The organism is Paenibacillus sp. MBLB1832, from assembly GCF_032271945.1.
Classification (GTDB): domain Bacteria; phylum Bacillota; class Bacilli; order Paenibacillales; family NBRC-103111; genus Paenibacillus_E; species Paenibacillus_E roseopurpureus.
In genome coordinates, this window is record NZ_CP130319.1 from 1,564,664 (window position 1) to 1,585,213 (window position 20,550).

20 protein-coding genes are annotated in these 20,550 nt (G+C 47.9%); 17 read left to right on the plus strand and 3 right to left on the minus strand.

Annotated elements, in window-relative coordinates; genetic code table 11:
• Nucleotides 1-82: 82 nt before the first annotated feature.
• The 4 genes from MJB10_RS07070 (at nucleotide 83) to MJB10_RS07085 (ending at nucleotide 4,596) form a co-directional block, all read left to right on the plus strand.
• Entirely contained in the window at nucleotides 83-838 is a 756-nt protein-coding gene (locus tag MJB10_RS07070; RefSeq protein ID WP_314802969.1) for a Spo0B domain-containing protein, read from the plus strand.
• Between the two features lie 21 nt (nucleotides 839-859).
• Nucleotides 860-2,161 carry a GTPase ObgE gene (gene obgE, locus MJB10_RS07075; RefSeq protein WP_314802971.1) on the plus strand — a complete coding sequence of 434 codons (1,302 nt, stop codon included), beginning with the start codon at nucleotides 860-862 and terminating at the stop codon, nucleotides 2,159-2,161.
• A gap of 182 nt (nucleotides 2,162-2,343) precedes the next feature.
• On the plus strand, nucleotides 2,344-3,417 hold the full coding sequence (locus MJB10_RS07080) for an anthranilate phosphoribosyltransferase (protein WP_314802973.1): 1,074 nt from the start codon (nucleotides 2,344-2,346) through the stop codon (nucleotides 3,415-3,417).
• A 180-nt stretch (nucleotides 3,418-3,597) separates the two neighbouring features.
• Nucleotides 3,598-4,596 (plus strand): C40 family peptidase, encoded by a 999-nt coding sequence (locus tag MJB10_RS07085; RefSeq protein ID WP_314802975.1) that lies wholly within the window; start codon nucleotides 3,598-3,600, stop codon nucleotides 4,594-4,596.
• Between the two features lie 57 nt (nucleotides 4,597-4,653).
• Here MJB10_RS07085 and MJB10_RS07090 read toward each other — a convergent pair whose 3' ends face one another.
• Nucleotides 4,654-5,163, minus strand: a complete 510-nt coding sequence (locus MJB10_RS07090) for an NUDIX hydrolase (RefSeq protein ID WP_314802977.1) — start codon at nucleotides 5,161-5,163, stop codon at nucleotides 4,654-4,656.
• A 196-nt stretch (nucleotides 5,164-5,359) separates the two neighbouring features.
• Between MJB10_RS07090 and MJB10_RS07095 the strand changes: the two genes are divergently transcribed.
• From MJB10_RS07095 to MJB10_RS07115, 5 genes are all read left to right on the plus strand, one after another.
• The gene (locus MJB10_RS07095; protein WP_314805506.1) at nucleotides 5,360-5,812 is read left to right on the plus strand and encodes an ACT domain-containing protein; all 453 of its coding nucleotides are present in this window, start codon (nucleotides 5,360-5,362) and stop codon (nucleotides 5,810-5,812) included.
• A 29-nt stretch (nucleotides 5,813-5,841) separates the two neighbouring features.
• Nucleotides 5,842-7,128 (plus strand): homoserine dehydrogenase, encoded by a 1,287-nt coding sequence (locus tag MJB10_RS07100; protein ID WP_314802979.1) that lies wholly within the window; start codon nucleotides 5,842-5,844, stop codon nucleotides 7,126-7,128.
• A gap of 29 nt (nucleotides 7,129-7,157) precedes the next feature.
• Nucleotides 7,158-8,135 (plus strand): homoserine kinase, encoded by a 978-nt coding sequence (gene thrB / locus MJB10_RS07105; RefSeq protein ID WP_314802980.1) that lies wholly within the window; start codon nucleotides 7,158-7,160, stop codon nucleotides 8,133-8,135.
• A complete protein-coding gene (gene pheA, locus MJB10_RS07110; protein ID WP_314802981.1) occupies nucleotides 8,132-8,998 on the plus strand; it encodes a prephenate dehydratase in 867 nt (288 codons plus the stop codon). Before thrB ends, pheA begins: the two co-directional genes overlap by 4 nt.
• A 184-nt stretch (nucleotides 8,999-9,182) precedes the next feature.
• A complete protein-coding gene (locus tag MJB10_RS07115; protein ID WP_314802983.1) occupies nucleotides 9,183-10,394 on the plus strand; it encodes a LysM peptidoglycan-binding domain-containing protein in 1,212 nt (403 codons plus the stop codon).
• A 73-nt stretch (nucleotides 10,395-10,467) separates the two neighbouring features.
• Here MJB10_RS07115 and sigW read toward each other — a convergent pair whose 3' ends face one another.
• Complete coding sequence (sigW, locus tag MJB10_RS07120) at nucleotides 10,468-11,079, minus strand: RNA polymerase sigma factor SigW (protein ID WP_314802985.1); 612 nt, start codon at nucleotides 11,077-11,079, stop codon at nucleotides 10,468-10,470.
• 496 nt (nucleotides 11,080-11,575) lie between these two features.
• Between sigW and MJB10_RS07125 the strand changes: the two genes are divergently transcribed.
• The 8 genes from MJB10_RS07125 to yajC all read left to right on the plus strand — a co-directional run bounded on the left by MJB10_RS07125 (nucleotide 11,576) and on the right by yajC (nucleotide 19,562).
• Nucleotides 11,576-12,265 carry a BofC C-terminal domain-containing protein gene (locus tag MJB10_RS07125; RefSeq protein WP_314802988.1) on the plus strand — a complete coding sequence of 230 codons (690 nt, stop codon included), beginning with the start codon at nucleotides 11,576-11,578 and terminating at the stop codon, nucleotides 12,263-12,265.
• A 168-nt stretch (nucleotides 12,266-12,433) separates the two neighbouring features.
• Complete coding sequence (gene ruvC / locus MJB10_RS07130; RefSeq protein ID WP_314802990.1) at nucleotides 12,434-12,937, plus strand: crossover junction endodeoxyribonuclease RuvC; 504 nt, start codon at nucleotides 12,434-12,436, stop codon at nucleotides 12,935-12,937.
• Nucleotides 12,934-13,563, plus strand: a complete 630-nt coding sequence (gene ruvA, locus MJB10_RS07135; protein ID WP_314802992.1) for a Holliday junction branch migration protein RuvA — start codon at nucleotides 12,934-12,936, stop codon at nucleotides 13,561-13,563. Before ruvC ends, ruvA begins: the two co-directional genes overlap by 4 nt.
• Nucleotides 13,564-13,588: 25 nt before the next feature.
• A complete protein-coding gene (gene ruvB, locus MJB10_RS07140; RefSeq protein WP_314802994.1) occupies nucleotides 13,589-14,596 on the plus strand; it encodes a Holliday junction branch migration DNA helicase RuvB in 1,008 nt (335 codons plus the stop codon).
• A gap of 154 nt (nucleotides 14,597-14,750) precedes the next feature.
• Nucleotides 14,751-16,943, plus strand: a complete 2,193-nt coding sequence (locus tag MJB10_RS07145; RefSeq protein ID WP_314802996.1) for a SpoIID/LytB domain-containing protein — start codon at nucleotides 14,751-14,753, stop codon at nucleotides 16,941-16,943.
• A gap of 9 nt (nucleotides 16,944-16,952) precedes the next feature.
• Complete coding sequence (gene queA / locus MJB10_RS07150; RefSeq protein ID WP_314802998.1) at nucleotides 16,953-18,029, plus strand: tRNA preQ1(34) S-adenosylmethionine ribosyltransferase-isomerase QueA; 1,077 nt, start codon at nucleotides 16,953-16,955, stop codon at nucleotides 18,027-18,029.
• Between the two features lie 63 nt (nucleotides 18,030-18,092).
• The gene (tgt, locus tag MJB10_RS07155) at nucleotides 18,093-19,232 is read left to right on the plus strand and encodes a tRNA guanosine(34) transglycosylase Tgt (protein WP_314803000.1); all 1,140 of its coding nucleotides are present in this window, start codon (nucleotides 18,093-18,095) and stop codon (nucleotides 19,230-19,232) included.
• A gap of 15 nt (nucleotides 19,233-19,247) precedes the next feature.
• Entirely contained in the window at nucleotides 19,248-19,562 is a 315-nt protein-coding gene (gene yajC, locus MJB10_RS07160; protein WP_314803002.1) for a preprotein translocase subunit YajC, read from the plus strand.
• Nucleotides 19,563-19,623: 61 nt separating this feature from the next.
• Here yajC and MJB10_RS07165 read toward each other — a convergent pair whose 3' ends face one another.
• Nucleotides 19,624-20,463 (minus strand): phosphatase PAP2 family protein, encoded by an 840-nt coding sequence (locus tag MJB10_RS07165; protein ID WP_314803004.1) that lies wholly within the window; start codon nucleotides 20,461-20,463, stop codon nucleotides 19,624-19,626.
• Between the last annotated feature and the right edge of the window lie 87 nt (nucleotides 20,464-20,550).

Consider the following 20,550-nt stretch of genomic DNA (forward strand, 5'->3'; position numbering starts at 1 on the left):
CTCGTTTGTTTGGTGAAGTTTTCCTGCTGACATGCTATACTGGATGGACGATTATTACGCAGGAGAACGGAGCGGACGGAGAATGAAGCGAGCAAGGGGCACACAAGTCTATTTATTAGCGCTTGTATTGGTTGGATTGACAGGTATGTTGATTGGACAATCCTGGATGGTCAGATGCGCGTTTCTATGTGTCATTCTAGCAAGCGGTTATATGTATTGGAATTTAGAAGCTCGTCGGTTGGGGGAAGCGTCCGTTTCGAAGCTCAGTCAAGAGAGGCGAGACGCGCATCATGAGCTGATTGCGGTCGTGAATCGCTTGCGGCACGATTGGATGAATGATGCCCAAATTTTATTTGGTTATATTCAAATGAAGAAGTTTGATAATTTGCGACCGTATATGGAAAAAATAAAATTAACGATGCAGCAGGAAAGCAATCTCTCTAAGTTGGGGATTCCATCTTTAATTGCTTATTTGCTTCAATTCCGTGTGAAATCCAAGACGTTAGAGCTGCATGTGGACATTGAACAGGAAATTAATCTTGGTCAATTGCCGCTCCCAGACGGATTGATTGAAAGTCTCATTCGCCAGGTGGTGGCGTGTGTGCAGGAAAGTATCACCTTTGAGGATGGAGAAAGTGGAACACTCAGCTTGGAGTTCGATCTTCAAGAGGATAGTCTGCTGCTTGATTTTGTCTATCAAGGCCCTTATGAACGAGAACGTCTAGAACAGTCGGTTGCAACGCAATTCGCTTCCGAGGGAAATCAGTATTTGCTTGAGAATGAAGATTGGCATGAGGAAGAAGCTAGTATCACGTTGCGATTGCCATTTCATATATAAGATAGTTCGCGGGGTGTAGAAATGTTTGTAGATAAGGCGAAGATTTTTGTAAAAGGCGGCGACGGTGGCGACGGTTTAGTTGCGTTCCGTCGTGAGAAATATGTACCGGAAGGCGGACCTGCTGGCGGTGACGGAGGCAATGGCGGAGATGTTATTTTCCGCGTGGACGAGGGTCTTCGTACGCTGATGGATTTCCGTTATCAGAAACACTTTAAGGCGGATCGTGGCGAAAAGGGTCGCAACAAGTCTATGCACGGCGCGAATGCCGATGATATGATCGTGCGGATTCCGCCAGGGACGACAGTTATTGATGATGATACGCAAGAAATCATCGCTGATTTGACGCGTCACGGACAACAAGTTGTTGTGGCGAAAGGCGGACGCGGCGGACGTGGAAATACGCGTTTCGTTACGCAGCGCATCACGGCTCCTGAGATCGCCGAGAACGGCGAGGAAGGCGTTGAGCGTTGGGTTACGCTTGAGATGAAAGTCATGGCAGACGTAGGGCTTGTAGGCTTTCCGAGCGTCGGTAAGTCGACGCTGTTGTCTGTTGTTTCGGCGGCGAAGCCCAAAATCGCCGAGTATCACTTTACAACACTGACGCCGAACCTGGGCGTAGTGGATGTAGGTGACGGCCGCAGCTTCGTGATGGCGGACCTCCCGGGCTTGATTGAAGGCGCCCATGAAGGCGTTGGGCTCGGCCATGAGTTCTTGCGTCACGTCGAGCGCACGCGTGTGATCGTGCATGTCGTCGACATGTCCGCGGCGGATGGACGTGACCCTTATGAAGATTTCATCAAAATCAACGAGGAAGTCAAACTGTATAATGCGAAGCTGGAACAGCGTCCGCAAATTGTAGTTGCCAACAAGATGGATATGCCAGTATCTGAGGAAAATTTGGCACTCTTCAAGGAGCAGCTTGCTGCGGATGGCAAAGAGTTTGAGGTATATCCGATTTCCGCACTTACCCGCAGTGGTGTGCAGGAGTTGTTATACAAAATCTCAGATATCGTAGAAAGCATTCCGCAAGCACCAGAAGTGGAAGGCGTTGTAGAGACTGAAGAGCGCAAGGTGTATCGGTTTGAGAAAAATGAAGAGAATGATTTCACGATTCGTCGCGATAATGATGCCTTCGTCATTGACAGTCCGTCCATTGAGAAATTAATTAAACGGACCAATTTCTCCACGCAAGATGGGGTTGCGCGCTTTGCTCGTATTTTAAGGAATATGGGGATTGATGATGAATTGCGCAGACGCGGTGCTGTTCATGGTCAAACGATTCAGATTGGTGATTTTGAATTCGAATTCGATGAGAAACAGTAAATCGAGAAGTGCTTCTCCCACTGGGAGGGCGCTTCTTTTTTTTTGCCCTCGTATCGTCCAGTTTCGCAATTATGTCATAATACTTGACACTAATTGCCGAAAGTATTACCATTTTAATAATAAACGTGAATTTATGTTAGTTAATATGACATTAGAGTAATGGGTGGAAGGAGGGCTCGATGATGAAAAAATGGATTCAAGCCATGGGCTCCGAACCATCCAACATGCGTGATTTGACTTACGAGGAAGCCGTTGAAGCTGCAAGCCAAATGGCGGGCGGGGAATCGACGGATGCCCAGTGCGCAGCATTTCTGATGGCGTTATGCATGAAAGGGGAGTCGGCTGAGGAGCTGATGGCTTTCATCGACGTATACCGCAGCCACTCCTTGCCGTATCAAGATGTGCCTAACTCGCTTACCGCCTCCGGTCCCCAAGAAGGCAGGGGGAGGTTTCCAATCACGCTGCCCGTGAGCTTGCTATTAGCCTCTGTTGGGTTCAACCAGGTGATGCAAGGCGGGGCAGCACTTCCCTCTAAGCAAGGGACGGTAATGAGAGATATCTTAGATGGCTTTGGTATTGCTGTGAACTTATCTATCAAAGCATGGCATACCATACTGGCACAACTGCATATTGGTTATCTGTCAACAGAGCAAATCTGTCCGCCGATTGGACGATTAAGACAAGTGCGTGAGCAGTTGGGATTACGAACGGTCATTGATACCCTGGAACGTGTGCTAAACCCTGTGTTGTCGACGAATCTCATTATCGGGGTCGGTCAGAAGAAGACGTTGGAGTCGCTCATTCCAATTTCGATCCGCGCTGGGTTTCAGCAAGCCTACATTGTCCATGGCATTGATGGCTCAGAGGACTTGCCGATTTATCAAAATAGTACAATACGCATTGTAACGCCTTGGGGAGATGAGTCACGCCTCGTAGAGCCGCAGAAATTCGGATTTGTCAGCACGACGTTACCGCAAATTCACAAAGAGGAGCAGATCGAGCTGGTGGAACGCATCATCATGGGAGATGAAGGACTGGAAGTGAAACGCGAGCGGGATCATGTCATTTTTAATGCAGGATTACGGTTAAAATGGTTTGATAAAGTGGACAGTTACGAGGATGGCTTCCAACTGGCGGAATCGTTACTGCGGCGAAGAGAAGCGCAGAAACTGCTGCAGAAATGGGCCGATCAAAGTCAGCATTTGAAGCGGCAAGAACCTCCTAAGAACGATGATTCGTGGGCGGAAATTGGATGAAGACCTTACCATGAAGCTGTCAATGAACAGCGGTGGGAGGGTCTTTTTTTATGCCGCGACGTCAGGTCTGATTTTGTGGGGGTCGCCGAATTGGAAGATGTTACAGCTAAAACAATTTCAATGGATATGTTACCATTTACGAGCGTCATCGGCGCAAGATCAACGCTAGGAGGTATGTACATGAAAAAACAACTACTTGCTTTTGCTCTTGTCCCATCGCTTCTATTCGGTGCTGTAACTGTGCCAAGTCCTACTTTGGCATCCGCGGCAACTACTGGTGAAATTATAAACAGTGTAAGTTTTCGGCAAAGTCCTGACGAGAATGCCGCGCGTATTCGCTATCTGCAGCAGGGTGAGAAAGTCACGATCGTAGAGAATGTGAATGCCTATTGGTATAAAATTCAAGATAGTAACGGACGTGTCGGCTATGTGTCGACTAGTGCGAAATATATAAAGGCAGGCGCTGTAGTTACGACGCCATCTACGACACCATCAGCAGGGACAGGCCGGATTGTGGCTGGTGTAAGTTTCCGAACGGCACCTGACCAGAATGCGAGCAGAATCCGTTATTTGAAAGCCGGGGAAACGGTTCAGATCGTGCAGAAGGTCAATGCTTACTGGTATAAAGTGAAAGCGTCTGATGGAAAGGTGGGATACATCAGTACGAGCCCAACCTATGTAACAACTTCGGGCGTTGCGACTTCGCCAGGGACGACGGTCAACAGTGGAAGCACGACTAGCGAGAAAATTCAAAAGGTCATTGCAGCTGGCAAGAAATATATGGGGACACCGTATGAGTACGGATCAAGTCGAGCCGATACGTCGACTTTTGATTGTTCGGATTTCATCCATCAAGCGTTCCTTGATGGGATCGGCTTGAATCTTCCGAGCGATTCCAGGGGGCAGGGCACATATGTCAAATCGTTGGGGCACAATGTGACGGATTGGCATAATCTCAAGGCTGGAGATCTCATGTTCTTTATGTCTTATAAAGGGACAGCACAATCGAATTACACGGGGATTAATAAGTCTGCTCAAACGATCACGCATGTCGCGATGTATCTGGGGAATGGACAGATCCTGTCCACGTATTCCAAAGAAAGCGGCGGTGTCCGTATTGATACGGTTGCAAACACTCATTGGGAGTATCGATTTCTTTTTGGCGGCAGCGCCCTATAAAATGAACACCGAAAAGAGCAGTAACGAGATCATCGTTGTCTGCTCTTTTTTTAATAGTTAGATTTGCAAGGGATCAAGCAAAGGGTTCCAATGAACGGTAGGATCGCCCGTTAGCTGATCCAGACCAGCCGATCCTACCCATGGATGCTCGGTATGACCTGCGGTGAAATAATGCTGAAGCAAACAGCGGAAAATATAAGGCATTGGTCGATTGAGCACATCCGCTCGCGGGATCCAATGAAGCTCTCCCTCCGACGTTTCAATGCGCGGATCGACGGTTGTGGTACCGATATAGAAAAACTGCTGGCGTACCTCTTGGCCATTCAGCCGCAGCAGGACATATTGCAAGCGGAGATCAGCGATTTCATTCTGTTCAATGCCTGTTTCTTCTCTAATCTCTCGCAGGCAGGCAACACGCGGCAGGCTGATTTCATGAGGCTCCAAGTGCCCGCCGATCGCCGCCCATAAGCCTGGTGAAAGCGTACGGGTGAGCGCGCGTTTCATCATCAGGAGCTCGTCTTTTTCGTTCCATAGCAGTGCAGTAGACATCATACGCAGTGTAATCATGGAGAGTTCTCCCCTCAGTTAAATTCCGTCTCAGCTTACCATACCTGGCGAAGGCACTGCAAAGGCGATAGCTTGTATGTATTTTGCCTATTGCTTCAAGTGGCATGATTCGATATAATGTCCTCTATAGGTAAACATTAGTCTTTTTGGAGAGGACGGTAGTAAGGTGCCGGAGAGCAAAGAATTTGTTCCAAGTATGAAGCACATCGGACCTGAACGGTACTACTTAGTCCGCGAGGATATTCTTCCAGAGGGTGTTCTGAAGACAGCTCAAGCGAAGGAGCTGCTTGCGCGGGGCGAAGTGAAGACGATTCATGAGGCCGTCGAGCAAGTTGGGCTAAGTCGCAGCGCTTTCTATAAGTATAAAGATGGCATCCATCCGTTGAGTAAGTTAGAGCGCGAACGGATCATCACGATTTCGATGGATTTAGAGCATCGCTCGGGCATTCTATCCCGTGTACTTGCGCTCATCGCGAATTTGGAAGGCAACGTATTGACCATTCATCAGACCATTCCGCTTCAAGGCATGGCGAACGTCGTGATCTCTTTAGAAATTTCTTCGATGGGTGAGGAAATTCGTGAGATCGTGGATCGCCTCGGTGCACAAGACGGAGTCAAGCGTGCCATGGTCATCGGCCAGGGCAGTTAAAAAACGTAAATTATTCGGGAGGTAATGAAATGAAACCCATTAAGGTTGGTTTACTAGGTTTAGGGACAGTTGGAACAGGTGTTGTACGTATTGTTGAAGGTCATCAAGAGGATTTGCAGCGTCAAACAGGATCTTCCATTGAAATTGCCAAAATCCTTGTACAAGATAAATCCAAGCAACGCAACATTTCTGTTGATGCGGATAAGCTGACTGAAAACGTCTGGGACGTAATCGGCGACAGTGAGATCGATATCGTAGTGGAAGTAATGGGCGGCGTGGCTGCAACGAAAGACCACATTCTAACAGCGCTTGGCAACGGCAAGCATATCATTACAGCGAATAAGGATCTTATGGCGATGCATGGCGCGGAAATTTTGGCCAAAGCTGCTGAGAATAACTGTGATGTCTTCTATGAAGCGAGCGTTGCAGGCGGTATCCCGATCATTCGTGCGCTGGTCGAAGGCTTCTCTTCGGATCGCATCACGAAAATTATGGGGATTGTGAACGGAACGACGAACTATATATTGACCAAAATGAGCCAAGAAGGTGCAGCTTACGCCGATGTCCTTAAGGAAGCGCAAGAGCTGGGCTATGCGGAAGCAGATCCGACTTCGGATGTTGAAGGTCTAGACGCTGCTCGCAAAATGACGATTCTTTCAACGCTTGGATTCCATGCCAATGTAGCGTTAAGTGACGTTGAAGCAAAAGGGATCTCCAAGGTTACGAAGGAAGATATTCTGTACGGGAAGAAGCTTGGCTATGAAGTGAAACTACTTGGGATTGCTGAAAATCATGATGGGCACATTTCGGTTAGTGTTCAACCTACAATGGTCAAAAATTCCCATCCGCTAGCCTCTGTCAATGGCGTGTTCAATGCGGTTTACGTCACAGGTGAAGCAGTTGGCGAAACGATGTTCTACGGAGCGGGTGCCGGCGAGCTTCCGACGGCAACTTCCGTTGTAGCTGACTTAGTCGCGGTTGTGCGTAATTTGAAGTTAGGGATCAATGGGCGTACGGTTCAAGCTCCTTATAAAGAGAAGAAACTCAAAACCGATGATCAAATCGCATCCAAAAACTTTATTTTGCTCCATGTTGAAGATAAAGCGGGTGTGCTTGCCCAAATTACACAAATTTTCGCTGAACATGAAGTGAGTTTGGAATCGGTATTTCAACACCCGAACAAAACAAATCCGAAGGCTGAAATTATTATCATCACGCATGATGCGAATCAAGCAAGCATGAAAAATGTGTTGCAGCAATTCGAAACGATGGACGTGATTCACGCAATTAAGAGCGTGTACCGTGTTGAAGGATAAACAATAGTGAAGAGAGGCGTTAGTTTCGAATGAGCTACAAGACAGTACAAAAGGTAAGGGTAAAAGTACCGGCTAGCACGGCTAATTTAGGACCCGGCTTTGACTCTTTGGGGATGGCCTTGAACTTATACGCTTGGATTGATATGGCGATTTCGGATCACACCTCGATTCATTTGATCGGGGATCAAATGAACGGCATTCCAACGGATAAGTCGAACTTGATCTATAAGGTTGCTCAAATGGTGTTTGACAAGGCCGGTGTTTCACATCCAGAGCTTGAGATTAGCATGTACAGCGAGATCCCGCTCACACGCGGACTCGGGAGCAGCGCTTCTGCGATCGTTGGTGCCCTTGCAGGCGCAAATGCGCTGATCGGGAATCGATTTACAACGTACGAGTTGTTCCAAATCGCATCCAAATTAGAGAAGCACCCAGACAATGTCGGTGCTAGCCTATACGGCGGAATCATCGTGGCTTTCTGGGACGATGTGCAAGCCGAATCGATTCGTATTGAGCCTGATCCCAATCTAGAGGTGCTCGTTGCCATTCCGGCATTCCAGCTATCGACGGAGAAGGCGAGAGGCATCATGCCGCAGCAAGTATCCATGAAAGATGCGGTATTCAACCTGAGCCACTCCTCACTGCTTGTTGCTGCGCTGAGCACAGGGAATCTTGGCATGATTCGATTTGCCATGAAAGATCGCTTACACCAGCCGTATCGTGCCTCGCTTATTCCTGGGATGCAACTACTACTGGACGAAAGTGAGCATCATGGTGCGTTAGGCGTAGCGCTAAGCGGAGCAGGCCCGACGATGCTTGCGCTCGTGGATGCGCGCAGCAAGCAGAAGGAAGAGCTACAAGCGTTCCTGCAAGGCACTTTGGCTAATGAAGGCATTCAAGCGCAGATGCTGTGGCTGAAGCCGAGCCAAGATGGTGTTGTCACCATTGAATTGCACAGTGGTGATGAATCACTGCTTTCATGGGTACAGAGAGAGGTGCTGGCATGAAACGAGTTGCCATCCTAGGACCGAGTACATTCTCTGAGGAAGCAACACGTCATTTTCTAGGCGACAGCTTCACGTATGTCTCGTATAAGCTGATCTCTGAGGTATTCAATGCAACCGCATCAGGTGAAACGGACCTTAGTGTCATTCCGATTGAGAACACCTTGGAAGGCTCCGTGCATCTCCATGTCGATTGGCTTGTCCATGAAGTGGATTTGCCGATACGAGCAGAATGGGTGTTTCCGATTGATATGAATCTCATCGGTTATCCAAGCCCAGAGCCTGCGACGGATGCGGCTAATCCGTACCGCCATGTTCGTAAAGTGCTGTCTCATCAGGTCGTGCCTGCGCAATGCAATCAGTTCATGAAGCGCTACCTGCGCGATGCAGAGTTTGAGCAGGTGAGCTCAACAGCGGAAGGGGTACGTATTGTATCCACGTTGAATGACCCGACGGTTGTTGCCATCGGCACCGCCATTGCTTCGACGAATTATGGGGTTCCGATGCTGGAACGTGAAATTCAGGATCATAAAGACAACATGACGCGATTCTTGCTAGTGGGCAAGGAAGCGCCAGAGTTGGCATCGTCAACGGATATGAAGACGACGATTCTCGTTACATTGCCTGAGGATTATCCAGGCGCCTTGCACCAAGTGCTTTCTGCATTTGCGTGGCGGCGAATTAATCTTTCGAAGATTGAGTCGAAGCCGACGAAGAAAAAGTTAGGTAATTATTATTTCTATATTGATATTGTAGGCAATATGGATTCGGTTCTGCTGCCCTCAGCCATTCAAGAGATTGAGGCGATTGGCTGTCAGGTTCGGATTTTGGGCTGTTACCCAAGCTATTCCTACAACGGTTCATAAAGGAAATCCCTTGCGCTCTTGGCGTGAGGGATTTTTTTTGTAAGAAAGGGGGCAAAAGCCTAGGAACGTGCATAAACTGTAATATCAAATTGTGAATAAGCGAATGCTTACGCGGCCAAGTTCAACATTATTGGGAGAGAAACGCGAAGAAGATGCTTACGAAAAACGCGAAGGAGGTATGGTTTTGAAAATCCATATTGTCAAAAAAGGCGATACCCTGTACGAACTCGCGAAAAAATACCAAACCACCCTGGATCAGATTATTGCCCTCAATCCTCACATTGCTGACCCAAACAAGATTGATATTGGGATGAAAGTGAAGATTCCATCGGGGCCGAAGCACGTAAATCCGCCAGCAATGGAGTATGTCTACAAACATGTTGTCCAACAAGGGGATAGTTTATGGAAACTCGGTAAAGCTTGGGATGTGCCGTTGCAAGCGATGATTGGGGCGAACGCGCATCTGAAGAATCCGAATGTACTTATGACTGGGGACATTGTCTTCGTTCCTAAGGCTCACCACGGTCACGGACATACGCATGGCGGACACCCTCACAAACTTTCAACGGAGCCATTTGCTCCAGTGCCGATTGTAGAAGCAATGCCCCCAGTTGATATGCAGCAACCCATGATCCCTGCGCCAGCCATGCCAGAAGAGGTGCCTCCGCCGTTATCGCTTGGAGAAACGGTACCTGCCATCCCGCAGCCGATCGCACAGTCGCCTGCCCCTGTAACCGATAACATCGGTCTTCATGAGCCTTATGGGCAAGCAGTGCATCCGTTCCTACAGTTTAATATTCAGGCTACAGAAGTTTCCGTATATCCTGAACAGCAGCCTGAGATGATCTATCCGACCTACCCAGCCTATCCAGATGATAATTGTGAACCACTGCCAACGATGGTGGCGCCAATTTCTGTTGTGGACGAAGGTTGCGGTTGTGGAGGTCCTGCCATGAACGAGCAGCCATGGTACAATAGCCCAACCCATTTCCCGAATATACCGATGGGGAATCCGTGGGATCACGTCTCGCACGAACATCCAGGGTTCTATCCGCCACCAATGCCGTATGACGCACAGTATCCGTATGCCTATTCCCATGATCCCTATGGCGGCATTCCGTATGCAGGTGTACATGATGCTCCTCTGTATGAGACACCGATTTTACCTCAAGTGCATACGCATGAGCTGAGTAAAGTATCAGATACCTTAGAAGAGGTACAAATCGATATTCGTGATAAGCAAAAGGCGGCAAAGTCGAAATCGCAAGCCAATCGTTCCTCGCGCAAAGTAAAACCTTCTGGATCATCCGCTTTGAATTCGTTCCTCAGAGAGCAAGAACGAGCCGTAGAGAGACGGGAGCCTAGCAGACCGAATACGCCATGGATTAATGTATAAAACAAGTAAAAGAAGCCCTCACCGCATCTGTAAAGATGTCGTGAGGGCTTCTTTTCTTGTGCTTACGTACCGTTTAGGCAATCATCCCGAGTGTGAAGAACGTCATTAATCCGATAACGAGATTCATGCCCCACTTTTTCCGCAGAAGCTCGCGGCCGCGGTGGAGTCTAGTTTTAACGGTCGTAATCGGCAAGTTCAAGCGCTCGCTAATTTCCTGGAGAGAGAGCTCTTCCAAATAGTAGAGCGTGATAATGCCTTTATATTTGTCAGCCAATTTATTTATGGAAGCATGCATATGTTCTTGAATTTCGGTTTGAAGCACAGCGTGCTCGGGGGATTGATCATGACTTGCCAGCTTACTGTAGTAGCTGTAGTCGTCATCAACATCGTTCAGCTCGGCATCCAGCGACTGGACAGGTCTTTTCTTGCGAAGCAAGTCGATGGCTACATTTTTCCCGATCCGATAAATCCAAGTTGAGAAATTCTGACTTTCATCAAAGTGGTTTAGGTTCAAATAAACGCGGATAAAGGTTTCTTGGACAATATCCTCCGAATCTGGACGGTTATGCAGCATACGGAAAGCAAGCTTTTGTATTTTGCTGCGATAGAGTTCGACTAACTCCACGAAAGCGTTGCGATCGCCTCGTCTGGATAATTGAATTAATTGAAGTTCTGCCACATTCATGATGTATCCCTCCTTAGAGTTGTCGTTAGGAAACCGCCGTTTAACTTTGTCTATCTTTGACTATATCATTTCTGTGGCTACAGTCAAATTCAATTGAGGACAAGTAATGGATTATAACCATTTGTTACCGAAATCGTGTAAGTTTCGTGACTATTTATAGGGATCTTTGACTTCGTCAAAGTCTTTCTGCTAGGAATGAGGACTCGGTATGGAATGAGAAATGGATGTTGATTTTGTTCGAATGGCGTCAGGTCCGTTCTTATGAGCTTCATTCCATAATGCAACACTACCCCATAAGACAATGACGCCGATAATAAGGAGGGTTGTGCGTTTAATCGGTTTCCTACCATTCATGGTTGCGTTCACCATCCGTCTAGATTGAAATTTCACTCTATATGAATTTCATTTCAGTTTCATTCATTACTCCTATGGTAAATGATGTATAGGGCAACTTGCAAATGGTAACAATACGAAAAAACAAGAAGAAGGGGATCACGTGAATGTACATCGGTTCTTGAAGCAATTAAAAAGAAGGCTACGCTGGAAGCGCAGTTGGTTAATGCCCTGGATTTTCATCCTAGTTGTGTTCGCTGCTTATTACATCTATACAATGAACGATGATCTAGGTGATCATAATCAGAAAGGCCCTAGAGGAGCCATCCAAGCGACTTTAGCCAGAGTGGTACCGAAGGAAGACACGCATCTCCAGGAAGCTGTCAAGCTGCTGCAAACCATTTCTGATCGTAGAGAAAGCTATTTGCTCAAGTCCTATGTGTGCGGGGAAGAACGCAGTCCATTGGGATCGCTGACATCAAAGGAGTTGCTTGGGCTGCAGAAGCAGCATCCGGATTGGAAGTTAAGTATAGAACCGGCTGGGGCAGTTATTTTCACAGAACAAATTGATGATTTATCGCCAGACTGTAAGGAGCATGCCGTGTTCGGCATTGACGGAAGCAGCAATCTGTCGTTATTTAACGGGCTGCCAGCGAATAAACAGATTATACGAACTTTTTTTCAGCTCAATATTCAACAATTAGAAAGCAGTTTGCCAAGGGAAACGATAGCGCAGCTTCATGAAGGAATTAAAGTCTCCGATATAGAGGAGTATAATAGCGTATTATCCACCTTCAGCGATTATGCCATTGAAGCAGTTGAAGGAGCCATATCTCGGTCGAAGTTACGATAAAGATGCATGAAGAGATTGATTCGGGAGAATCCCGGACGATCTCTTTTTTTGTTGAAAGGGAACCATTTTCTTCTAAAAAGGATGGCGTAGCCGATTATTTCGTTATCTGCTATAATGGCAATGACTACATATGTTCGCTTTTTTATAATGGATAGGAGAGAAATGACTTTGCGAATTCTAGGAATAGATCCAGGGATCGCGATTGTCGGCTTTGGCTTTATTGATAAAATCGGCAGTAAGCTAGTTCCTGTACAGTACGGTTCGATCCAAACAGAAGCACATACGGATCCTGGCATTCGGTTGAAGGATGTCTATGACGCTACGGTGCAATTGATAGAGAAATATAAACCTGATGTGTTGTCGATTGAAAAATTATTTTTTAATCGAAACGTCACGACGGCGTTCACGGTTGGCCAAGCCCGGGGCGTCATGATTCTTGCAGGCGTGCAGGCGGGTCTGCCAATCGCTGAATATACGCCGCTTCAAGTGAAGCAAGCCGTGGTTGGCTACGGCAATGCAGAGAAGAAGCAAGTGCAGGAGATGGTCAAGATCTTGCTGAAACTGTCGCAAGTACCGAAGCCAGATGACGTAGCCGATGCGCTGGCTATTGCTATTTGTCATGCGCACTCTTCTTCGCTGCAATCTAGGATAAATGGAGTTGAGAGACGATGATAGATTTCTTGCGAGGCAAAGTCGCCCTGCGTGAAAGTGAATATGCCGTACTCGATGTGAATGGCGTAGGCTATCGGGTATTTTGTCCGAACCCTTATGCGCTGCCTCATCAAGAGAATGAAGATGTGACGATGTTCATCCACTATCATGTACGAGAGGATGCGCATTTGTTATTCGGTTTTATGACGCGCGATGAGCAGTCATTGTTCCGTCTATTGCTGGACGTAAGCGGAATTGGACCGAAAGTGGCACTTGGCATTCTAGCGGCTGGCGGCAGACCGGAGTCTGTCATTTTGGCGATCTCCCAGGAGAATCTAGCATTTCTGACGAAGCTGCCAGGGATCGGGAAGAAAACAGCGCAGCGAATCATTCTGGATTTGAAAGATAAGTTGGGATCCGTGAGCTTCTCCAGTCCTGAGGCGGCAGTTGCTTTGAGCGTAGTTGGCTCGGCGCAATTAACCGAAGGTGGCTTACCTTGGAGCGAGGCGAAAGAAGCGCTGATGACGCTCGGCTATACGGAGGCTGAGGTGGATCGCGCATGGCTGCAAGTGAAGCCGAAAGCGCAGCCGTCTGATTCGGTTGATGTACTCGTGAAACTTGCCCTGCAAGCGCTGTTCACGATGTAAGTGATTAATTTTTAGGAGGGACACCATGGACAACGACCGGATCATATCGGCTAACTTTATGATGGAGGACAATGTAGTCGAGTATAGTCTGCGTCCCCGTTTTTTGGCTGAATATATCGGCCAGAAGCAGGCGAAGGAAAACCTCAAGATCTATATTGAAGCTGCCAAACAAAGGAAAGAAGCCCTGGATCATGTGCTGTTGTATGGCCCGCCAGGTCTTGGGAAAACGACACTGTCAAATATCATCGCCAATGAGCTTGGCGTTAATATCCGCACGACTTCAGGTCCTGCGATTGAACGACCTGGCGATCTTGCGGCCATCCTGACGAATTTGCAGGAAGGCGACGTCTTATTCATCGACGAGATCCACCGCCTCCACCGTACGGTGGAAGAGGTGTTATATCCGGCGATGGAGGATTTTGCCCTTGATATTATTATCGGCAAGGGGCCCAGCGCACGTTCGGTGCGACTCGACCTGCCGCCGTTTACGCTGATCGGCGCCACGACGCGTGTAGGGCTGCTTTCAGCGCCTTTGCGCGACCGCTTCGGGGTCGTCAGCCGGTTGGAGTTTTACACAGTCGATGAGCTGAGCTACATCGTCAGTCGGACGGCCGACATTCTGCAAGTCGGCATCGTTGGTGACGCTGCGCGCGAAATCGGCATGCGCTCACGAGGGACGCCACGGATTGCGAACCGTTTGCTGAAGCGGGTGCGTGACTTCGCGCAGGTGCGAGGCGACGGTATCATCACCATGGAGCTCGCAAGAGAGTCCCTGCGGCTTCTGCAGGTGGATGATTTGGGTCTAGATGAAATTGACCACAAAATGCTGCGAGCGATCATACAGAGCTTCCAGGGAGGCCCTGTTGGGCTTGAAACGATTGCGGCTACGATTGGTGAAGAGAGCCAGACGATCGAGGATGTTTATGAGCCATACCTGCTGCAAATTGGGTTTATGCAGCGCACGCCAAGAGGGCGAACGGTTACGCCCCAAGCCTATCATCACTTAGGCTTACCCATTCCTGAACAACGATAGCGTTCGAGATTAGCCCTATACGAAGCTTTTGCCTAGCTGCAAGGCAGGCAAGAGCTTTTATTTTGTCTTTTTTTCTATGAATCTACAAAACTTCTACTTCCTTCGCGCGTCTACATGATTAGAAGAATGAAGTGTGAAAGGAAACGATACAACTATGAGTGGCCGAACTATTCTGTTGCATCCGAAACGATTGGCTGTTGTCGTGTCTGCCGTCTTAGCCATTGGGGCTAGTACTAGCGTATGGAGTCAGCAAGCTCATGCGGTTGGAACCAAACATTTGGACAGCATTCGTGTTGCTTTGCTAATTAATGCTTCAACCTACAAAAAGATAGAGCCGCTAGTTTCCTTATCGTCCCCCGGCGGCTTTGATGTGGCTGTTCGCAGCACAGCGAGTTCGGAAGCAAAGCCATGGACATCATTAGCCGACACGAACATTCGCATGTCATTAGATCAATACAGTGTCATGATGCTGGAGACATCTGATTTCGCTGCTGCAAAGGCCTTATATACGAAGCTGAACGGTATGGCGGAAGAAAGCTATGTGTTAAGCCGCAACCGTTCAGGCAAAACGGTCTACCAAGTGTATTATGGCAACTTGCCTACGAAGGCAGAGGCTGATTCAGCGGCTGCTGCGGCGATAAAGGATGCAACTGTCGCGACGCTAACCAAGTCGTCTGTGCCAGTCATCAATGGTCCGCTCCATTGGAGTGCGGGCGTTTATGCAACGGAAGCGGCTGCGCAGCAGCAAGCTGCTGTATATGCACAGGCTGGACTTAACGCAGACCTCGTCTTGCAAGCTGATCAAGCCGGCAAATTGAGCTACTATGTGTGGGTTGGCAGTGAATCCACCGATGTGAAGTTGGCGGCTGTGAAGGATGCGGCGCTGAAAGCGGCACCCAATATACCGCTCCAGCCAGCTAATATAGCTTCTCCCTATCTGATTCGCAGATCAGATGTATCTACTGCTGCCGCACCGACAGCTGCTGTCACCCATTATGCGGCTGGGACTGGGGAGCAGAGAACAATATTCAAGCCCAAGCAGCAAACGATTGCCGTCAAAGAGAAGCTGGATCGCAGCTATCGCGGCGCGATGGAGATCAGTGCATTTCACGATCGGTTAGCGCTTGTTAACGAAATTCCCATGGAGCAGTATTTATACGGTGTCGTTGGTGCGGAGTTAAACGCCCAGTGGCCACTGGAAGCGCTCAAAGCGCAGGCTGTAGCCGCGCGCACGTATGCGATTTATCAAGGCAATAAATATGAAATTGCCAATGTCACGGACACGACGCTAGATCAGGCTTACTACGGTGTGGAGAAGGAATTTGCCACAGGCATCCAAGCGGTGGATGCCACACAGGATGAAGTCATTTCGGATAAACGAGGGAATCTGATTTCCCCTGTCTTTGCTTCCAATGCTGGTGGTCAGACGGCTGATCCTATAGAGGTATGGGGGAATGCGGTTGATTATTTGCGCAGCGTCGCAAGTCCTGATCAAGGTGCAGAACAAGGGAAAGCGATCTGGTATCAAATCCAGCTGACCGACGGTCGCACTGGCTTCGTGCATAGCATGTATCTGAAGGATACAGGGCAGAAGGACAAGTCAGGCAAGGCCATTTTCGAATCAACCGAGCAAGATGTTAACGTTCGCTTGGCACCCTATGTGGATAATACGGCTAACCCCGCTATCGCGAAGCTAGCTCTCAAAGAGAAGGTTACTGTGCAAGGGCAAGAGAAGGAATCGAACGCGTATTCATGGATAAGAGGGCCTTATACATTAAGTGATATTAAGAGTAAATTGACAGCAGCGAAAATTACAATTAACGGTGAACTAACGTCGCTCGAGATTACCAAACGAGGCCCATCCGGCCGTGTGATCGAGATGAAAGCGAACGGCGTCGTTGTGAATGTGAAAAATCCAGACGCACTGCGCACAGCATTAGGCGGCTTACCGAGTACCCTGTTTGAAATAGAGGGAGCGGGCAGTTATACTGGTACTAGTTCGAATGCACCAACACTTGCCATGTTGAGCAAAAACGGCATCGTGTCGAGCGCTGCGACGTCAGATTCAGTCTATGTCTTATCGGGGAAGCAGATGCAGCCAACGGCTGTAAAAATTGCGGATCTGATGACGATACGCAGTACAGGCATCTCCAAGCCTTCAAAGTCCGTTGGACCGACGAATGGTTCCTCAACGATTCAAGGCAATCCCATCATGTTCCGAGGCAAAGGCTTTGGTCATGGTTTGGGAATGTCCCAATGGGGAGCGAAAGGTTTTGCCGAGCAAGGTTACGATTATAAGAAAATACTTCAGACCTACTACGCTGGAGTGACTATAACGAAGGAATGAACAGACTAGATGGACGTACAAGCTTTTGATTTTGAATTGCCTGAAACGTTGATTGCTCAGACGCCGCTGCTTAACCGTACGGCGTCTAGATTGCTGACGTTGAATAAAGCGACAGGCGAGATTGCGCATCGCACCTTTGAGAATTTGATTGACTATGTGGAAGCCGGGGATTTGCTCGTGATGAACGATACACGTGTCATTCCAGCGCGGCTTTTTGGCATGAAGAAGGATACAGGAGCCAAGGTGGAATTGCTTCTTCTGAAGCCGCTCGGCGAGGATCGATGGGAAGCATTGGTGAAGCCCGGCAAACGGATGCAGCTAGGAGCTGTGGCCGTATTCGGAACCACGCAAGGGGATGATGATCCGCTTCTAACCGCTGAAGTTGTGGAAGTAGGCGAAATGGGAGCACGTATCCTGCAGTTCCGGTATAAGGGGATTTTCAACGAAATTCTCGATCAGTTGGGCGAGATGCCACTGCCACCGTATATTAAAGAGCAGCTTTCTGAACGGGAACGGTATCAAACCGTCTATGCGAAGCATGAAGGTTCCGCGGCCGCACCTACAGCGGGGTTGCATTTTACAGAGGACTACCTGGCTAAGCTACAAGCCAAAGGTGTACGGTTAGCGTTCGTCACGCTGCACGTTGGACTTGGAACATTCCGTCCCGTATCTGTCGACAAGATCGAAGATCATCAAATGCACGCGGAATATTATATCCTCTCCGAAGAAACAGCCGCGCTTATCAATGAAACCAAGTCAGCGGGGAAACGCGTCATTGCCGTTGGTACAACATCCGCTCGCACCTTGGAAACGGCAGCAGGTCTAAGCCGAGAGGCGCAAGCGTCTACAGATGGCGAACCGCTGCACATTCAACCCTCACAAGGTTGGACATCGATTTTCATCTATCCAGGCTATAAGTTCGGTGTGGTGGACGCGTTGTTAACGAATTTCCATCTTCCGAAGTCCACATTGTTGATGCTGATCAGCGCATTAGCTGGTAAAGATCACATTATGCAGGCATATGAGGAAGCTGTGAAAGCGGAGTATCGTTTTTTCAGCTTTGGCGATGCCATGTTGATTTATTGATTCGTACAGTGAGCAAGCGTGCAAGCTACAAGTGAAGCAAGACTAGAATAGGAAGTGGATGACATGACAGCAGCAGTAACGTATGAACCGATCAAAACGTGTAAGCAATCCGGCGCTCGACTAGGCCGCGTACACACGCCGCATGGCGTTGTGGAAACTCCGGCATTCATGCCAGTTGGCACGCAAGCAACCGTGAAGACGATGAGTCCAGAAGAATTGAAAGGGATGGATGCGCAAATTATTTTGAGCAATACGTACCATCTGTTCATTCGTCCAGGTCATGAGATTGTGAAAGAAGCCGGCGGCTTGCACAAATTCATGAATTGGGATCGCCCGATTCTAACGGACAGCGGCGGATTTCAAGTATTCAGCTTGAGTAATATGCGTAAAATTACAGAAGAAGGCGTCACATTCAAATCGCATTTGAATGGGGATAAACTGTTCCTTTCCCCAGAAGTGGCGATGGAAATCCAGAATGCACTCGGCTCGGATATCATGATGGCATTCGATGAGTGCCCGCCGTATCCCGCTGATTATGAGTATGTCAAAAAATCATTGGAACGCACGACACGTTGGGCAGAACGTTGCTTGCAAAGTCATGCTAGACCCCACGATCAAGGCTTATTCGCGATCATTCAAGGGGGGATGCATGAAGACTTGCGTAAGCTAAGCGCGGAGCAGTTGACTTCCATGGATTTCCCAGGGTATGCTATTGGTGGACTGAGTGTCGGCGAGCCTAAGCACTTGATGTATGAAGTGTTAGACTACACGACACCCCTTATGCCTGCGAACAAGCCGCGATACTTAATGGGCGTTGGTTCGCCAGATGCGTTAATCGAAGGCGCAATTCGCGGCATCGATATGTTTGACTGTGTACTTCCTACGCGTATTGCTAGGAATGGGACATGTATGACAAGCGCTGGTCGACTCGTGATTCGGAATGCCAAATATGCAACAGACTTTGGTCCTCTGGATCCCAAATGCGCTTGCTACACATGCACGAACTATAGCCGAGCTTATATTCGTCATTTGATTAAAGCGGATGAAACGTTCGGCATTCGATTGACGACGATTCATAATCTACACTTTCTATTACAGCTCATGCGCGAAGTGAGAGAAGCGATTAAGGAAGATCGTTTACTTGATTTCCGCGATACATTCTTTGCCGAATACGGGCTGAATGATAATGAAAGAGGATTCTAAGAGAGGAGGATACCTATGTTTCTATTAGCTGATGATGCTGCAAGCACGGGCGCAGTAGGATATTTGTATACATATGGGCCGTTAGTGCTCATGTTCGTCGTATTATATTTCTTACTTATTCGTCCACAGCAAAAAAGACAAAAAACACGTTCTCAAATGTTAGGTGGCTTGAAAAAAGGGGATAAGGTTGTTACGATCGGCGGCCTTCATGGAACGATTATGGAGATCACAGATGACATTTGTGTGCTTCGTGTCAACGATGCAACGAAATTGACGTTCGACCGCTCGGCAGTAAATGCCGTCTCACAATCGGTTGCTACTAAAGAATAGACAAAAAAAGCGAGTGCCTTTGCGGCTCTCGCTTTTTCTTTGCTCAATTTCCATCTAAAAATTAATATTCGTTGTTTTTAAGTCGGCGTTTGATCAACGCTCTTTCACCAAGTACAAGGCGTCCTTCTGCAATACGAAGCGCCATACGAGCCGCAACAACGCCAAGGATGAGTCCTGCACACATATCCGATAACCAGTGGATGCCGAGATAGAAGATTGTGAAAATAATGAATGCCGCGGTACATGGCACGAAAACTTTCCAGAACTTGCTGCGGCTTCTCACGGCGATCACGGCCATGGAGACGGAAATCGACGTATGCAAGCTTGGGAAACAGTTATCTAGACCTGACAGCGGACGATAGTCTTGCTCAAAGGTTGGGAATACGTCTACAATAAGTAAATGAACATTGGGATGGAATGACCACACTTCATTCACTGGGAAGAAGAGATAGAAGGGTATGGCGACCATATAATTAAACATTAAGGCATAGCATACGGCGTAGAATAGCTTATAATTCTTCTGATACGTATAAAGTGCGATAGATGTAATCATGACAGATGGAAAAATAATGACATAGAAGTAACTGGATACATAAGTAAGGATGTCATTATGGAAAAGATTTTGAATCAGCGAGACGAAGTCGCCTTCGATGCTGTAAATGGAACCAGTAAAATCGGTGCGATGCTTCATTCCTTTTTCAATCTGCATCTCCATCTTATTGAAGAATAGGATCAGCAGCACGCCTGCAAAGTGAAACAAATATTTCTTAGAAGTAAAAATTTCTTGTACGAAACTAGCGGCAATGGTGTGTGGGCTCTTTTTCGTGGCGATGATTACAAATACAAAAATAGTAAGTACAATATAAACTGTCGCATACGTCATAGAATGAAAAGGGCTCATGTTGTTCCCCCCTATATTTTGGAAGTTTTGTGCGGCAATAACTATGACATTATACCACAATCAAAGGGGGGGAAGTGCAAACTTCAC